This window comes from Arcicella rigui (assembly GCF_034929435.1).
Classification (GTDB): Bacteria; Bacteroidota; Bacteroidia; order Cytophagales; family Spirosomataceae; genus Arcicella; species Arcicella rigui.
In genome coordinates this window covers 1-15,079 of record NZ_JAYFUM010000038.1, presented here as the reverse complement: position 1 = coordinate 15,079, position 15,079 = coordinate 1, and the positions used below count along the sequence as shown (strand labels likewise).

The window sequence follows — 15,079 nt, the reverse complement described above, 5'->3', positions numbered from 1 at the left end:
ATAGTTATAGGTCTTTGTTAAATCGATTTGATACAACTCTTTCAAGTTGGATGGGATTTAACTTTATAGCTTTTATTATCATGGCAATTAAGAAAATTAAAAAGTCAAGATGACTTCATTTTAAAAAACGAAATCATGAAAGCATTATTCTCTAAAATCATCACTCCTGTTTATACTTCTGCTTGGTACTCTGATTTGTTATTGGCTTTGCCACGCATCATTGGCTGTTATTTCTTAGCCGTAAATTTTGGCGGAAGTAAGTTCCCTTGTCCAGATTGGTTTATTCAAGATGTGACTAAATTTGGTTTTCCTTTTCCTGCCTTTTTTGCATGGGCAGCAGTACTTGCCGAAACATTCGGGGGAGCATTGTTAGTGTTGGGTTTATGTACTCGCTTGGCGGGTTTTATGGTGATGTGTACGATGTTGGTCGCTATTTTCTTTCAAAAATGGGGAGGCGAAGTATGGGAAATGTTGCCTGCCATGGGCTTCCTTTGGATTGCCCTGTACGCCATCGTGATGGGTTCTGGCACTTTCGGACTCGACCATTTTATTGCAAAAAAGTGGTTTAAATAAAACATTTTACCCGTAAATTCATTTAATCATTTAAACTTCTCAATATTTACCCTGATTCAACCATTTTCCCAGATGCAAATCTACTGGTCAAATTACTCTGTTCCGCTTTGGTTTGGTTTTATTCAAGCATGGATTTATGCTTTCCTATTTTGGAAAAGAGCCTATCAAAACAACCGTCTTTCCGACTACCTTTTGGGTTTGGTCTTGGTGGGTATGGCGTTTAATATTTGGGAGTATATGTTGGGATTTTCGGGTATCGAAATCCTCTGGCAAGAACTCAATTTTCTGCCAAGAACCTTTGGACTGGCTTTGCCTCCGCTTTGTTATTTTTATTTTAAAAGTCAGATTGATAAAGATTTCCGTTTTAGATTAAAAGATATTTTCCATTTTTTGCCATTTTTAATTGATACTCTATACAGAATTATCATTTTTTCGATGGGGAAAGATTTTGTCCAATACTTCGAGAAAAATTATCATAACACTTGGGGCATTGGTCATCTGGAACTGCTGACAAGTATCGTTCTGACTGCCTATTATATGTATCGGGCATTCAAGCTCTACAATCAATATAGGCTATGGACAAAAACACAATTTTCTGATATTGAATCGGTTAGTTTTAAATGGTTTCGGAATTTATTGCTTGTATTGCTTTTAGATTGGACTGTTTCGTTGATTAAACTGGTCATCATTAGCAATTTTAAATTAGATTTTAAGCAAGACTGGTGGGATAATTTAATCGGTGTAATTTTGATTTATTATATTTCTATCACGGGTTATGCCCAAGCTCAACCCACCAAAGATTTGGTTTTTAAAGAGGCGGAAGATGCAGTATCAGAAAATCCACCCAAAGAAAAATTTGAAGAAGAAGAACTGAGTAAATGGAAGACCAAAATACTGCATTTGATGCAAGAAGAGCAACTGTATTTACAGCCAGAACTTACACTTTCGGATATTGCCAGTCGCCTAAAAACCAATGTATCAGTACTTTCGGGCGTAGTGAACAATGCTTTTGGAAAGAATTTTAATGATTTTGTGAATGAATACCGAGTAAAAGAGTTTCAGAAAAGGGCTCTTTTACCAGAAAATAAAAACATTACACTCTTGGGCATTGCCTTCGACTGCGGATTTAATTCAAAAGCCACTTTCAATCGTTCTTTTAAAAAATTTACAGGAAAATCACCGAAAGAGTTTTTGACTTAATACAAAACTGGTTTTAGGATTTCCTAAGACCTAAAACAATCAAGAGCGTCCCGCCCGAAAGGGCTTATTGAAAATATAAAAATGTATAAAGGCAAAAGGAATATTTACTCTGTTATATTTGCGAGCTTGACGCTATTTAACATTTTGAGGCGAAGGAAATAATTTACGATTAGTATGATACTTTTCTTTCAATTTTTTCTCCTCAATCGTATTGACTCATACAAGTCATTTTTCACGACAATTTCTTCCGTTGCAATCAAAGAGTATTCTTCATTAGGGAAAAATATATCCCAAATCCAAACAAACAACTTAATAGGTTCTGAAGGAGTATTAAAAGGTAATAGATTTGACTCGATTAGTCTTCCAAAATCAATTTTTGTTTTTTTTAGGTAAAATACTAAACTAATTTTAACCTTTACTTTATAAGCATCAGTCGATTCTTCATAGTACGGATAAAGATACTCTTTTAATATTTTTTTTACCTCTTGCTCATTATCGGCATCTAAATATTGTAAATTCCTTAATTCATCTAAATCTGCTCCACCTGCTAAAGGACTAAGGATATCATGTAATAAATATTGGTTTACCTCTATCATTTTATTTTTGGAATTAAGCTATTTGATTTACCCTCCTAAACAAGTAGAAAAACAGTAAAAACGCCTGATAAGTAATCCTATCAAGCGTTTTTATTAATCCTCAGCTTTTTCTCTTCCGTCTGCCATTCTTACGATTTTGGGTGAAAATTTGGCTAATACTTTTACCAATTCTTCTTGCGAAGCCATTACTTTATTGATGTCTTTGTAGGCTTGTGGGGCTTCGTCTAAATCTGCCCCAATCAATTGTACGCCTGCTTTTTCAAGGGCATTTTTTAAATCACTTTTGGTAATCATTCCCAAAGCTTTAGTTCTCGACATCCTCCGTCCTGCTCCGTGCGAGGCTGAATTAATGCCTTCATCAATCCCTTTTCCACGAATCACAAAACCCGGCTGAGTCATCGAAGCAGGAATAATCCCTAAATCATTCGCTCCTGCAGGCGTTGCTCCTTTTCTATGCACCATGATTTCTGTGCCATCTGCCAATTGTTCTTTCCAAGCAAAATTATGATGGTTTTCAATGCGTTTCAAAGGATTTTGATTCATCGCTCTGGCAATTTTATGATGAATTTCATGATGATTCGCCGAGGCATAATCACCTGCTAAATTCATTGCCAACCAGTATTCTTGTCCTTCGTCGGTATTCATATCCAACCAAGCCAAATGTTTGGCTTCTTTGGGTAAGCGAGTTTTGTTCATGGCAATTTTTGAATAATGATTCGCAATATTTCCTCCCAAACCCCTTGAACCCGAATGTGAAAGTAAAGTTAAGTATGAACCTTTAGGCAGATTCATTAAATCGTCTTCTGCCAAAATTTCTAAAACGCCCCATTCCACAAAATGATTTCCTGTGCCAGAAGTACCCAATTGACGGTAAGCTTTGTCTTTCAAATCACGGGTAATTTTTATCGCTCCCCATTCCGAACGGTCGAATAGTGAATCATCAAATTTCTTCCCAGACTCCGCTCCCATTCCGAAAAAAGTATTTTCTGTTAGTACTTTTTCCAACAATTTATCTTCTTTTTGAATCATATTGGCAGGCAAATCGAAAATACTCATACACATTCGGCAAGCAATATCTACCCCAACGGCATAAGGAATAATCGTGTTGGCGGTTGTCGCCAATACGCCACCAATAGGCAATCCATAGCCTTGATGAGCATCAGGCATCAACGCTCCTGCTACCGAAATGGGTAATTTCATGGCAGTTTGCATTTGGTCTAAAGCTCCTTGTTCGATTTGACTCGCCCCGTAAATTTTATACGTTAAAGCTTCTTCTCGTAAATCTACATCCACATCAGCCTGACGACCCACTTTTTTAATTTCAAAAACAGGTTTGGCTTTTTCGGCTTCTACCAAAGCTCTTCCGTAGTCCGACAAGATGATTTCTTGACCTATTTCTTTTAAATGCTTCGTGTATATGGCAAGGTTTGTTAATTTATTTTTAGAAAAAGCGTACTTTTTCGGGGAATCTATCATTTGGGCAAACATCAATAGCACCTGATTTTTGGGATAAACCCCACGACTAATTAAACCATTGGCTACTCTTAAAAATTTGGCTAAAGCCTCCTCCGTTTCCACGCCCAAAGCTTTTAGTTCTTCTTGGACGATGGTTTCTTCTTGTAAAATGTTCATTGTTTAGTTAAAGTTTGAATCATTAATTAAAATAGGTGTAGAGATATTTATAAGGCAAAAAACGAAAAGAGAAAGATTTGCTCTACCAACTGAGCTACTACTTGTATAAAGTAAGTGGGACTCGAACCCACGACCCAACCGCCCCGAAGCATCTCTTTTCTACGGCACTCATTTCTTTGAGGTAACAGGCATCAAATGTTTTATTAAACTGGGACTCGAACCCAAAGCCTAACGCTTTTACCACGAAGTAACATTTGACTAACGACACTCATTTTACAGGAGCAAAAATTGATACCAAGTGCGGGGCATTGCATTGCTGGAGTCGAACCAAGAAGACCTCATTGAATTTCTCAATCTCGCCATTCCTCCCCTATTGATTGCTACAAAGTAACTCGGTATTCTACGGCATCCTGTAAAGTCTTTAAAGTTCTATTTTATGAATTGTTTCTAAGACAGATTTTTGTGATTCAAGTGCTTCGAGAACATCAAAAATCTTTTCAGACCAACCTGCTATCAAGAATACATCTTCTTGTGGCGTATTGACAGGCATTTGTCCATATCCTGTTAAATCAAACAGATACAATTTTGCATTGGGTGCTATCTTTTTATAAAGTCTCCAACAGTTTGATAGCGTGTTCTCGCCTTGTGTATCCCATAATTGCATATCTGTAAATATCATTACTTTATCTGCTTGATATTTACGGCTAATTAAATCTTGAATTACCAAGTGTCCATTTGTTGCGTAACCCACTTCACCTTCTCTGCGGTAAAAAGCATCAACATTAGCTAATATTCCTTGTGAAGGAAGCTGAACTACTTTCCAAGTGTCTCCAAAAATACCCGTCACAACGTTTTTACATTTAGCTTGTAAAATCATTCCCAAAAGCAAGCCTATATCATAAAACCTAACCTTACTTTTAGGAGAAATATTTTGCTGCATCGACCCCGAAACATCACAAGCAATCACCACTTTTACTTCATTTCCAAAACCTGACAAACTACTTGTACTGTGTTTGATGGCTTCTTCTAAAGTATTCAATACTAATGAAACATTTCCATGTTTTACTTGCGACAATTCACGATAAGCAGCTAAAAACCTAAACGGTAACTGTTTGGAATTAGCAACAGCTTTTGGATTTGATAAATAGCCGAGAGCCTTTTGAAGATATACTTCTTCTACGTTGGCTTCTAAAATATTTCTTAGGTTTCTCAACATAGCCATGTAGCCAATCTTCTCACTTTCAATAAGTTCTTGCCATTTTTCTTTAAAAGCAGTTTTCTTTTCTTTGTTAGTATTGAAATGTTTTTGTCCTAAAGCCGAAAGTTCTGTTTCCCAAGTATAAGGAACAGCCAAAGTATTCTTGGCAATTTTATCAAAAAGTAACTGTTGTTCAATACTTTTTGGCTTTGGGTGTACCAAAAACAAAGCATCTTTCAGTTTAATCCCGTTTGACTGATTGTACTTAGCAAACTGGTATTCATCAAAATTATTAAAAGCACCTGATAAGCCCTTTTGAATTTGTTTTGATAATTTATTGAGTTGCTTTGTGCCAGTACGAGCATTACTTTTTTGATAGTATGCCAATACTTCTACTATTTCATCTGGTCTGACTACAATTTTTTCAATCGTTTTTCTAACCAAGCTATTTCCTTGACTAACTTTTGCTAATTCGACAGACAGTAAAACAGGTACTGTTCTCAAGTGCATTTGTAAACGCACATAAACAGCAAGTTTGGCTACAAACTCAGGACTTACTTTTTTCATCAATTCCTGAATTCTTTTTTGTCTGCGATTTTCATCTTCATAATAGGTAGCCTCAATTATACTTGTTACAGAAGCCGAATACAATTCCATTTCAGGAGTAATTCTGTAAGCTTTCGCACCTTCATAATTTTTAGAAAGGGTAAGAGCATCTTTAAACCAATTAAATTTCATCGTTATAAGCTGTTTTCATTGTTGACACTACAAAGTTGCAAGCCCACAACGCAGTCTTTTTGCGTAGCAAAAATTATTTTCTATTTTTAGTGAAATATTTTAAAAACTCAAAACTAATCCTGTACAAAAGGTTGTCAAATTATTGATTTCGGATTTCAGCTTTATAAAAAACATTTTTTTAAACTACTTTATCCTATTTCCCGAAATCAGAAATCACAAATCCGAATTAATTAAATCTTTCGTACAACATAATTCAAAACTCATAATTCATAACTAATTCGATATGCCTGCTAATAGAAATGCCCTGATTCGCTATAAAACCATTGATACTTGTTTACAGAACCGTCACAGAAAATGGACTTTGGAAGACTTGATAGAAAGTGTTTCGGAGGCTCTTTATGAATATGAAGGAATCCGTAAAGGCATCAGTAAAAGAAGTATTCAGGCTGATATACAAATGATGAGAAGTGAAAAATTGGGTTATGAAGCTCCGATTATTGTCATCGACAAAAAATATTATACCTATGAAGACCCCAATTTTAGTATTACAAAAACGCCTTTGACCAGTGCAGACGTTTCCAGAATGAACGAGGCACTTGATATGTTGAAGCAATTCAAAGGGTTTTCACACTTCAACCAACTCAGTGAAGTAATCAATAAATTAGAAGAACATATTTACAGTAATAAAGAAAAACGTAATTCAGTCATTGATTTCGAGAAAAACGAAAACCTGAAAGGACTTGAATACTTGGATGATATTTACCAATCTATCCTTCAAAAAAAAGCGATATATCTGAATTATCGGTCATTCAAAGCTCAACAGGCACGTCAGTTTTACTTTCATGTTTGGTGGCTCAAAGAATTTAAAAACAGATGGTTTGCCGTAGGAGTACGACATAAACATGATGTAATTACCACTTTGGCATTAGACAGAATCTTAGATTTGAAAATTGATGCAGATACTCCATACATCGAAAACCTAAAATATAGCCCAGAATTGTATTATTATCATGTGATAGGTGCAACGGTAAGCCATAATGTGCGAGCAAGCAAAGTAAGAATCAGAGTCAGTAGTTTGCATGCCCCTTACATAGAAACTAAACCTTTGCACCATTCACAACAAGTAGTAGAAAGAAGCAATACGGGAATTATTATTGAAATAAAAGTTCAGTTAAACTTTGAGCTTGAAAAAGAATTACTCGGTTTTGGGGAAGGCTTGGAAGTATTAGAACCTGCCATTTTAAGAAAAACTATGCAGAAAAGATTAGAAAGGGCGAGTGAGCAGTATAAATAATTTAAAATAGGGTCGGAATTAATCCCAACCTTTTACTCATGGCATGACTAAGAGTCATGCCATGAGTTGTATTGAAAAGTTTCGCTAAATTTTGTAGTACTTTTTGTATTATTCCCAAACTAACTTTAGGATATAGTTGCACGTGTTGTTGGTGAACAAACACCAACAACGGCGAAATTAGACCACTAAGGGGAGTATTATCGGGAAGCAAGTAAGTTACACCTTTCACTTGTAATATAATGGTTATTCAGTTGTACAAAATTTGCTTCCATCGTTGAATATAAACTTTCATTTGCTTTTATATTTCTGAAACCTTCCATAAAATGTTCTTCCAGTAAGTTTACATTCAAACAATTTCCCAAGCTATCCGAGAAAAATAATGTTGAAGGATTTTTTGAATGATATGATATTGATTGTCCAAGCTTAGGGAAATAATTATGAGCGAGTCCATGTCTAAACAGGTTTACCAAACAATCAAGTTCATCTTGTGACGGTGGTGGTGATATGAACTTATAAAATTCTTCAATATTCTTTTTCGTTGCTTTATGGTTACCACCTCGTACAACAAAACCCAAAATGTCCATACATGAGAATATCATGAGTGCAAAAGGTATTGTTGCTCTGCAATTAACGGGTTTCCCAAAGTTAAACTCGAAACCATACGGATACATTGTTGTCGGTAGAAAATTTGAATTCTCCTCTTCGGTCTCAGCATCTTTTACCTCAGCCTCTTCAGCCAACTGATGTAATAGCCTCAAGTCTCCTAACGCATATTGCTCTAAAACGAGAAAAAAATTGTAAACTTCTGTTCTTCTATATTCCATATTTTTATTATTTAATCTACATCCCAGAAAGAGTCTGACGCTCTTTCTGGGATGAAGGAAATAACCTATAACCTAAGACTAATTTGAGCAGTACATTTAGTAATGGTAGCTGGGTTCGAACCAACATCGTTCCTTGGAAAAAGTCCTAATTGAGGCTCTTTCCAAGGGAATGCTTTAACCATTTAAGCTATACCATCTCTTGAAAATCATACTCATTTGGTTCAAAACTGTATTCAATCTTACAAAATCCTAAAAACTTTCTTATGTTCCTTTCATCTGTCAAACTAAAATTTTTATATCCATTAATTCTCTTAAACTCAGTAAATACTTCCTTGGCAAGGAATTCCGACTGGCTAAAGCTTTTCAATATTATATTGTCAATATATATTGAAATTACACGAAAGATATTTAAAGTGTCAATTAGAATATTATATGTGATTTGATTAGCATTGTTGTTGTCAGAGAAATCTAACCCTTGTAATTGTTTTGGCAAAATATCATTCCAAAAAGTATTTAACTCTGTCCCATTTTTATTGATAATTTCTCTTAATGAACGACTAATATTAGAAGAACTTTGATGAATGAGTCGATTTCTTTTAAGTCTTATATAGTCTAAAGTCAGTATGTGTCTTTCTTCAAGGTTTTCTTGATTAATTTTAAGTCTATTTAATACTTTTAAAACAAGGACATCATCATTTTCGAATTTTCCTTCATTCAGTTCCGAAAGCGAGTTGTCAATTTTTTTAGTTACCCAATAAATCTCAGTTAGATAATTTTCAAACGATGAATAGATTAGAGTGAAAATACCATTTAAAAGTGTTTCATTCGTTTTGGTATGTTCGACACTTAGGTTAGATAATTCAATATTATGCTTTTTAGAAAAACTATTTTCTTTAAAAATATCAGATGTCAATTTATTATTGTTATCAACAATAACCTGACTGTAACCTAATGAAAATTGTGTCCACACAAAGAAATAATGTGTGAAAGAGTTATTGAGTTCTGATAATTCTTTTAATAATATCTTTAGCTGTCTTGTTTTCATTTTATTGCCTCTAACTCGCTAATATGCGAAAGTGATGTCGTAATTCTATATTGTTAAACCTATTATTTTCTATTTTCCTAAAGTACCACTTTATTTTTTATCAGCAAACTCATCCCTATTTTTTAACATTTTCCTCTAAAGCCTAATTAACCACTTACTTTCTCCTGCTTTTTTAGAAAAAGTTTACCGTATAATAAAAATACGCTTGGCTTTGTCGGTTCAATTTGAAAAAATATTAATTTTAAGTAGCTGAGAGATAGGCAGATGAATGCTTTTATAAAACTCTAAGCTGATTGCTCTAAGCTACTTTATTATTAATTTCTCACTTTTCTAAAATTCAAAAAAATGGCTACAACATCAGAAACAGGACACGCTGTAAACGTGAAAAACTTCTTCGACCTCATTAATTTTTGCAAAGGTTTCGGCACGCAATACCAACCCAGCAAATTGTCTATCCAAATTCCTTCATTAGAAAGTACCTACCTCCAAGCAAAGGAGGCAATTGATGAAATTATTAGGCAAACCACAGCCTATAATATCGCTATCAATGAAAGAGCTTTGTTGTTTAAGGATAATAGAACCTTATCGACTCGACTGATTAATGCTTTTGAAATGACCGATGCCCCCGATGCTACTAAGAAGGATGTAAAAGGCTTTAATCGAAAATTGCAAGGAAAAAGAGCCAGTGCTGTAAAAGAAACAAACAGTACGGTTGAGGGTGTGAATGCCGAAGAACCTAAAACCATTTCATCTTCACAAACCTCTTTTAACCAACAAGTTGAACATTTAAAAGCTTTGGTTGCTTTGTTAGAAAGTGAGCCAAGTTATCAGCCTAATGAAGGAGAATTAAAAGTAAGTACGCTAAAAAATTTAATCAGTCAACAAAATAGTGCCAATGAACAGGTTTCGACTGCTTACACGGCACTCAGTAATGCAAGACTATTGAGAGATAGGGTTTTATATGGAGAAGGAACGAGTTTATACAATATAAGTTTAGATATTAAAAAGTATATAAAAGCAGCCTTCGGAGCAAGTAGTCAAGAATATAAACAAGTAACTGGAGTAAGTATTAAGGATTTCAAGAAAAAATAGGTAGCTTCTAATCTTTAGGATGTCGGGGGTAATTAGAGAGATGGAGTAACCCTACTGAGGGATTTTGCTTCTTGATTGAGAGATTTTGCTTCCTGACTGAGGGATTTCACTTCCTAACGTAGAGATTTTGCTTCCCGACTGAGGGATTTTGCTTCCCGACTGAGAGATTTTACTTCCTGACTGAGAGATTTTACATCCTGATTGAGGGATTTTACTTCCTGATTGAGGGATTTTGCTTCCTGATTGAGAGATTTTTACAGATAGCATGACTTGAAGCCATGCCATCTGTTGTTTTTTTATCATAAACTCTTTTAATACAAAGACGTTAATTTAAAGTAGCTAAGAGATAAGTAAATGAATACTATTATCAAACTAAAAGCTGTGTCATAGCCAAAATATAAGCGTCTGTATAGAAAATTTGTGGGCTTGTTGTCTGAGAAAGAATAATTTCAAAACAATCTTTTATATTTGAAAGAGTAACGAAAATCAAGATAATTGACTCTTGACACAAGAAAATAACACTAAACTAATTACCTATGAAAAACATAATACTATTGATGCTATTAACAATTTTTGCTCTTAATTGCTACTTGGGCTATCTGTGGATTTTTGAAGAAAATAAAACAGTAATCATTCCTTTCTGGACTTTCTTTGGTATTGCCATCGTCATTGAATACTATGTTCTAAAGAAAAAAATAGAAGATAAAGTATAGACTTTTACTCTCTTTTGGTTGACAATTTAAAAATCTCAAAACAAATACTATGAAAACAAGATTGGCTTTTTTAGGCATCATCAATATTGCATTTTTAATATACTTAGGATATAAAAACAATAAATTCAGTTTGGATGAACTATTACAAATTCCAGCTTTAATTGGATTCTCTATTGTAATTATTTTTTTTGCAATCACTACTAAAATCAAAAAACAAAAATAGTCTTCGATAATTAGTTACTTACTATACTATTTTTGACTTTATTATCAGGATTTTTAATTTAATAGGTCGAATTTTACTCATGGTATGACTTAAAGTCATGCCATGAGTTGTTTTTTAAGTTAAATTAAAATAGAAAAAGGTCGGAATTAATCCCGACCCTTTTCTATTTTAATAAGTATGTTCCTTAAAAATTGATACTTATTTCCCTTGTGCTTCTACCACGGCAATGGCTACCATGTTTACAATTTCACGTACTGATGAACCTAATTGTAATACGTGTACAGGTTTACGTAATCCTAAAAGGATTGGCCCGATGTACTCAATATCACTGGTTTCTTTCAATAAGTTATAGGCAATGTTGGCAGCAGAAAGATTAGGGAAAATTAAGGTATTTGCTCCTTCTTCGGCAAACTTCGAGAATGGATAATTTTCTTTAATCAACTCATTATCAAAGGCTAAGTGTGCTTGCATTTCACCTTCTACAATCATTTCTGGATGCTTTTTCTGTAAAATAGCCGTCGCTTCACGCATTTTTACGGCATCTTCTCCATTGGCAGTACCAAAATTTGAGTAGGTCAATAAAGCAATTCTTGGTTTCAAGTTGAAACGTTCAACGGCTTTGGCGGTTAATTCTGTAATTTCAACAATGTCTTCAACGGTAGGATTGAAATTCACGGTTGTATCTGAGAAAAATACTGGGCCTTTTTTCGTCAATAAAATGTACATACCCGCTACTTTCTTCACGCCATCTTCACGACCAATAATCTGTAAAGCTGGACGAATAGCATCTGGATAATTACGAGTAAGACCAGAAATCACACAGTCGGCATCGCCCGTTTCTACCATCATCGAAGCGAAGTAACTGCGTACTTGCATTTGTTTGTGGGCTTCGTACTGATTGTAACCTTTGCGTTTTCTTTTGTTGAAGAAAATATCACCGTATTCTTTCAAACGTTCAAGGTTTTCAGCCGCACGAGTATCAATGATTTGTACTTCGTTCAATTCAAGATTATTTTCTTCGATAATTCTTCTGATTTTATTTTTATCACCCAACAAAATCGGAATACAAATACCTTCGTCTTTCGATTGCTGAACAGATTTCAATACTTTCAAATTCTCGGCATCGGCAAAAACTACACGTTTCGGAGCACGTTTTGCACGATTGAAAATGTACTTCATCAATTGATTATCCAAGCCCAAACGTTTGCTTAGTTCCAATTCGTAAGCATCCCAATCGGTAATAGGTTTTTGTGCCAAACCTGCTTCCATTGCCGCACGTGCCACTGCTGGAGCTACGGTAGTAATTAAACGTGGGTCAACAGGTTTTGGAATAATATAATTTCTTCCGAAAGAAAGGTTCTTTTCGTTATAAGCCAAGTTTACGATGTCTGGCACTGGTTTCTTCGCTAATTCTGCCAAAGCTTTTGCGGCTGCCAGTTTCATGGTTTCGTCGATTTCGGTAGCACGCACGTCCAACGCTCCTCTGAAAATGTAGGGGAAACCCAATACGTTATTTACTTGGTTGGGATAATCCGAGCGACCTGTCGCCATAATAATATCTTCACGAGCGGCTACGGCATCTTCATACGAAATTTCAGGCGTTGGGTTTGCCATCGCAAAAACGATAGCATCTTTCGCCATCGACTTAATCATTTCTTGTGAAACGATATTACCAACCGATAAACCTAAAAATACATCCGCCCCAACCATCGCTTCTTTGAGGTTGTGAATATCTGTGCGGTCGGTAGCAAAAGGTTGAACGTACTTATTCAAATCTGTTCTTTGTTTCGATACCAAACCGTCTTTATCGAACATCAATACATTTTCTACTTTCGCACCTAAACCTAAGTACAATTTGGCACAAGAAAGAGCGGCAGCACCAGCACCCGAAATAGTAATTTTACATTCTTCGATGCGTTTGCCTACCAATTCCAAAGCGTTCAACAAAGCGGCTGCCGAAATGATGGCAGTACCGTGTTGGTCGTCGTGCATGATAGGAATATTAAGGTCTTTTCTTAATCTTTCTTCAATCTCGAAACACTCTGGCGATTTAATATCTTCGAGGTTTACGCCACCAAAAGTTGGTTCTAAGATTTTTACAGTACGGATAATTTCTTCGGGGTCTTCGGTGTTTAATTCAATATCAAAAACATCAATATCCGCAAAAATTTTAAACAAAACGCCTTTCCCTTCCATCACAGGCTTTGAAGCTTCTGCCCCAATATTTCCGAGTCCTAACACGGCTGTTCCGTTTGAAATTACAGCTACTAAATTCCCTTTTGCTGTATATTTATAAACATCTTCACGGTTGGCGGCAATCGCTAAACAAGGCTCTGCAACACCCGGAGAATAAGCTAAAGAAAGGTCTCTTTGAGTTTCGGTTTCTTTGGTGGGGACAACGGCAATTTTGCCCGGACGACCTTTAGAGTGATAATCTAAAGCATCTTGTTTTCTAATCGAGAATTGACTCATAATGATTGGTACAATAATGGTTTGTTTTCAAAACTGTAAGCAAAAATACGCTACGAGTATTTGATAAGCTAAGGAAATCGTTGAGTATTGAGACCCGACGAAAAAATAAAGATGGTTCTTCGATTAGAAAAACCATCGTCGAAATATTTCAAAATAAAATTTTCTTAAACTGATACCGACCAAGTACGCAAGAATATTTGGTCTGGTTGAATAATTTCAATACCTTCTTTTTTTGTAAAATCTTGCTCATGGATTTCACTATCTGCAATGCCACACCAAGGTTCCATACAAACGAAATTAGCATTTTTTGCTGCCCAAATTCCTAAAAATGGGAATCCTTGAAAATCAAAGGTAAGTTTCGCTTCGCTATTATCGGCTTTTAAAACTACTGATGTTGATTGTAAATGCTTGAAAACGAGGGCATCTTGGTAAAATAATTCTTTGGTCAAAGGCAAGCGATTGGTGTTTTCTATAAAAGCTGTGGCTTCTTTTTTGATTAAACCGCCATCTGCCAATTCCCAACGGGGAAAATCTTCGGTTTGATTAAATTCCAAATAATAATCGTCATAAACCGAATTTTCAGAAAGTGGTACAGCAAAAGCTGGATGCCCGCCTACTGAAAAATACATTTCATTATTTCCCGTATTTTTCACAGAATATGATACTGAAAGTGTTTTTTCAAGCAAAGTATAAATCAAACGAAACTCAAAATCGAAAGGATATACCTTTAAACTTTCTTCATCTTGTTTTAACAAAAAAATAATACTTGATTCTGTCTGACTTTCTACTGAAAATACTCTTTCACGAGCAAAACCATGTCGAGGGAGTGTATAAGTTTTTCCTTGATAGAAATACTGATTATTCTTCAAAGCTCCAATGATTGGAAAAAGTACAGGCGAGCTTTTTCCCCAAAAAGCAGGGTCGGCATTCCAAATATATTCTGTATTATTTTCTTTGTTGAAAAGACTCACCAACTCAGCCCCAAGTGGATTGATTGTCGCTTTTAGAAATTGATTTTCAATAATTTGCATAATGTTTATGTATTTTGTGTTAGTTAGATTTTTGTGGTGAATAACATTCCAAATGTTTAATGATTAGCTATTGGCAATCAGTATTTTTAAAAGTTCATTAATTAAAATTTCCCGTAGCAGCAATCCCTTGCGGTTGCCGATTCTAAGAATTTTACACCGAATAATAGTCATTCACAGTTGTCAAATTTAAGGATTTTTATAACGGAAATCCATTTGGGTTGACGCATCAGAGAATCTTTATAATACCAACGGCAACCGCAAGGGATTGCCGCTACGATTTTTCAAAAAACTCTTCATTCAAAAACTCAAAACTCAGTACTCAAAAAACTTGTCCTTGCCTAAAATAGGTTGCCTTCAAAAGGCAACAAATAATGGCAAATTCAAAATCAAAAACTGGAAAAAGTACAAAATACGAGATTCGTCAAAGTCGTATTTTCAGTGAGTCGTT

Annotated in this window: 14 protein-coding genes and 1 tRNA gene; 6 read left to right on the top strand and 9 right to left on the bottom strand. The window is 35.1% G+C overall.

Annotated elements, in window-relative coordinates:
• Positions 1–135 precede the first annotated feature (135 nt).
• Positions 136–573 carry a DoxX family protein gene (locus VB248_RS22490; protein WP_323299095.1) on the top strand — a complete coding sequence of 146 codons (438 nt, stop codon included), beginning with the start codon at positions 136–138 and terminating at the stop codon, positions 571–573.
• Between the two features lie 72 nt (positions 574–645).
• Positions 646–1,773, top strand: a complete 1,128-nt coding sequence (locus VB248_RS22485) for a helix-turn-helix domain-containing protein (RefSeq protein WP_323299094.1) — start codon at positions 646–648, stop codon at positions 1,771–1,773.
• A 188-nt stretch (positions 1,774–1,961) separates the two neighbouring features.
• On the opposite strand, the gene VB248_RS22480 is transcribed toward VB248_RS22485, so the two are convergent.
• The 3 genes from VB248_RS22480 to VB248_RS22470 form a co-directional block, all read right to left on the bottom strand.
• The gene (locus VB248_RS22480; protein WP_323299093.1) at positions 1,962–2,369 is read right to left on the bottom strand and encodes a hypothetical protein; all 408 of its coding nucleotides are present in this window, start codon (positions 2,367–2,369) and stop codon (positions 1,962–1,964) included.
• 93 nt (positions 2,370–2,462) lie between these two features.
• On the bottom strand, positions 2,463–4,001 hold the full coding sequence (locus VB248_RS22475; RefSeq protein WP_323299092.1) for an RtcB family protein: 1,539 nt from the start codon (positions 3,999–4,001) through the stop codon (positions 2,463–2,465).
• A gap of 421 nt (positions 4,002–4,422) precedes the next feature.
• Entirely contained in the window at positions 4,423–5,937 is a 1,515-nt protein-coding gene (locus tag VB248_RS22470; protein ID WP_323299091.1) for a TROVE domain-containing protein, read from the bottom strand.
• 283 nt (positions 5,938–6,220) lie between these two features.
• Here VB248_RS22470 and VB248_RS22465 point away from each other — a divergent pair, with 283 nt between their 5' ends.
• Positions 6,221–7,231, top strand: coding sequence for a helix-turn-helix transcriptional regulator (locus VB248_RS22465; protein WP_323299090.1), 1,011 nt, complete (start codon positions 6,221–6,223; stop codon positions 7,229–7,231).
• 197 nt (positions 7,232–7,428) lie between these two features.
• Here VB248_RS22465 and VB248_RS22460 read toward each other — a convergent pair whose 3' ends face one another.
• The 3 genes from VB248_RS22460 to VB248_RS22450 form a co-directional block, all read right to left on the bottom strand.
• Positions 7,429–8,055: a hypothetical protein gene (locus tag VB248_RS22460; RefSeq protein WP_323299089.1), complete on the bottom strand. Its 627-nt coding sequence runs from the start codon at positions 8,053–8,055 to the stop codon at positions 7,429–7,431.
• A 100-nt stretch (positions 8,056–8,155) separates the two neighbouring features.
• Positions 8,156–8,252 (bottom strand) — tRNA-OTHER (locus VB248_RS22455).
• Positions 8,243–9,100, bottom strand: a complete 858-nt coding sequence (locus VB248_RS22450; RefSeq protein WP_323299088.1) for a hypothetical protein — start codon at positions 9,098–9,100, stop codon at positions 8,243–8,245. The genes VB248_RS22455 and VB248_RS22450 overlap by 10 nt, the downstream gene beginning before the upstream one ends.
• 345 nt (positions 9,101–9,445) lie before the next feature.
• Here VB248_RS22450 and VB248_RS22445 point away from each other — a divergent pair, with 345 nt between their 5' ends.
• Entirely contained in the window at positions 9,446–10,192 is a 747-nt protein-coding gene (locus VB248_RS22445; protein ID WP_323299087.1) for a hypothetical protein, read from the top strand.
• Between the two features lie 51 nt (positions 10,193–10,243).
• On the opposite strand, the gene VB248_RS22440 is transcribed toward VB248_RS22445, so the two are convergent.
• Entirely contained in the window at positions 10,244–10,477 is a 234-nt protein-coding gene (locus VB248_RS22440; protein WP_323299086.1) for a hypothetical protein, read from the bottom strand.
• Positions 10,478–10,728: 251 nt separating this feature from the next.
• On the opposite strand from VB248_RS22440, the gene VB248_RS22435 reads away from it, so the two are divergent.
• Together VB248_RS22435 and VB248_RS22430 are read left to right on the top strand one after the other, a co-directional pair.
• Entirely contained in the window at positions 10,729–10,905 is a 177-nt protein-coding gene (locus tag VB248_RS22435) for a hypothetical protein (RefSeq protein ID WP_323299085.1), read from the top strand.
• Positions 10,906–10,954: 49 nt separating this feature from the next.
• Positions 10,955–11,128, top strand: coding sequence for a hypothetical protein (locus tag VB248_RS22430; protein WP_323299084.1), 174 nt, complete (start codon positions 10,955–10,957; stop codon positions 11,126–11,128).
• A gap of 198 nt (positions 11,129–11,326) precedes the next feature.
• On the opposite strand, the gene VB248_RS22425 is transcribed toward VB248_RS22430, so the two are convergent.
• Together VB248_RS22425 and VB248_RS22420 are read right to left on the bottom strand one after the other, a co-directional pair.
• Complete coding sequence (locus VB248_RS22425) at positions 11,327–13,600, bottom strand: NADP-dependent malic enzyme (protein ID WP_323299083.1); 2,274 nt, start codon at positions 13,598–13,600, stop codon at positions 11,327–11,329.
• A gap of 164 nt (positions 13,601–13,764) precedes the next feature.
• Positions 13,765–14,631 carry an aldose 1-epimerase family protein gene (locus tag VB248_RS22420; protein ID WP_323299082.1) on the bottom strand — a complete coding sequence of 289 codons (867 nt, stop codon included), beginning with the start codon at positions 14,629–14,631 and terminating at the stop codon, positions 13,765–13,767.
• Positions 14,632–15,079: the final 448 nt, after the last annotated feature.

Coding starts and splice junctions, on each gene's coding strand:
- VB248_RS22450 (WP_323299088.1), bottom strand. CDS start 9,100: ATGAAAACAAGACAGCTAAAGATATTATTAAAAGAATTATCAGAACTC.
- VB248_RS22480 (WP_323299093.1), bottom strand. CDS start 2,369: ATGATAGAGGTAAACCAATATTTATTACATGATATCCTTAGTCCTTTA.
- VB248_RS22490 (WP_323299095.1), top strand. CDS start 136: ATGAAAGCATTATTCTCTAAAATCATCACTCCTGTTTATACTTCTGCT.
- VB248_RS22435 (WP_323299085.1), top strand. CDS start 10,729: ATGAAAAACATAATACTATTGATGCTATTAACAATTTTTGCTCTTAAT.
- VB248_RS22445 (WP_323299087.1), top strand. CDS start 9,446: ATGGCTACAACATCAGAAACAGGACACGCTGTAAACGTGAAAAACTTC.
- VB248_RS22460 (WP_323299089.1), bottom strand. CDS start 8,055: ATGGAATATAGAAGAACAGAAGTTTACAATTTTTTTCTCGTTTTAGAG.
- VB248_RS22465 (WP_323299090.1), top strand. CDS start 6,221: ATGCCTGCTAATAGAAATGCCCTGATTCGCTATAAAACCATTGATACT.
- VB248_RS22475 (WP_323299092.1), bottom strand. CDS start 4,001: ATGAACATTTTACAAGAAGAAACCATCGTCCAAGAAGAACTAAAAGCT.
- VB248_RS22430 (WP_323299084.1), top strand. CDS start 10,955: ATGAAAACAAGATTGGCTTTTTTAGGCATCATCAATATTGCATTTTTA.
- VB248_RS22425 (WP_323299083.1), bottom strand. CDS start 13,600: ATGAGTCAATTCTCGATTAGAAAACAAGATGCTTTAGATTATCACTCT.
- VB248_RS22420 (WP_323299082.1), bottom strand. CDS start 14,631: ATGCAAATTATTGAAAATCAATTTCTAAAAGCGACAATCAATCCACTT.
- VB248_RS22440 (WP_323299086.1), bottom strand. CDS start 10,477: ATGGCATGGCTTCAAGTCATGCTATCTGTAAAAATCTCTCAATCAGGA.
- VB248_RS22470 (WP_323299091.1), bottom strand. CDS start 5,937: ATGAAATTTAATTGGTTTAAAGATGCTCTTACCCTTTCTAAAAATTAT.
- VB248_RS22485 (WP_323299094.1), top strand. CDS start 646: ATGCAAATCTACTGGTCAAATTACTCTGTTCCGCTTTGGTTTGGTTTT.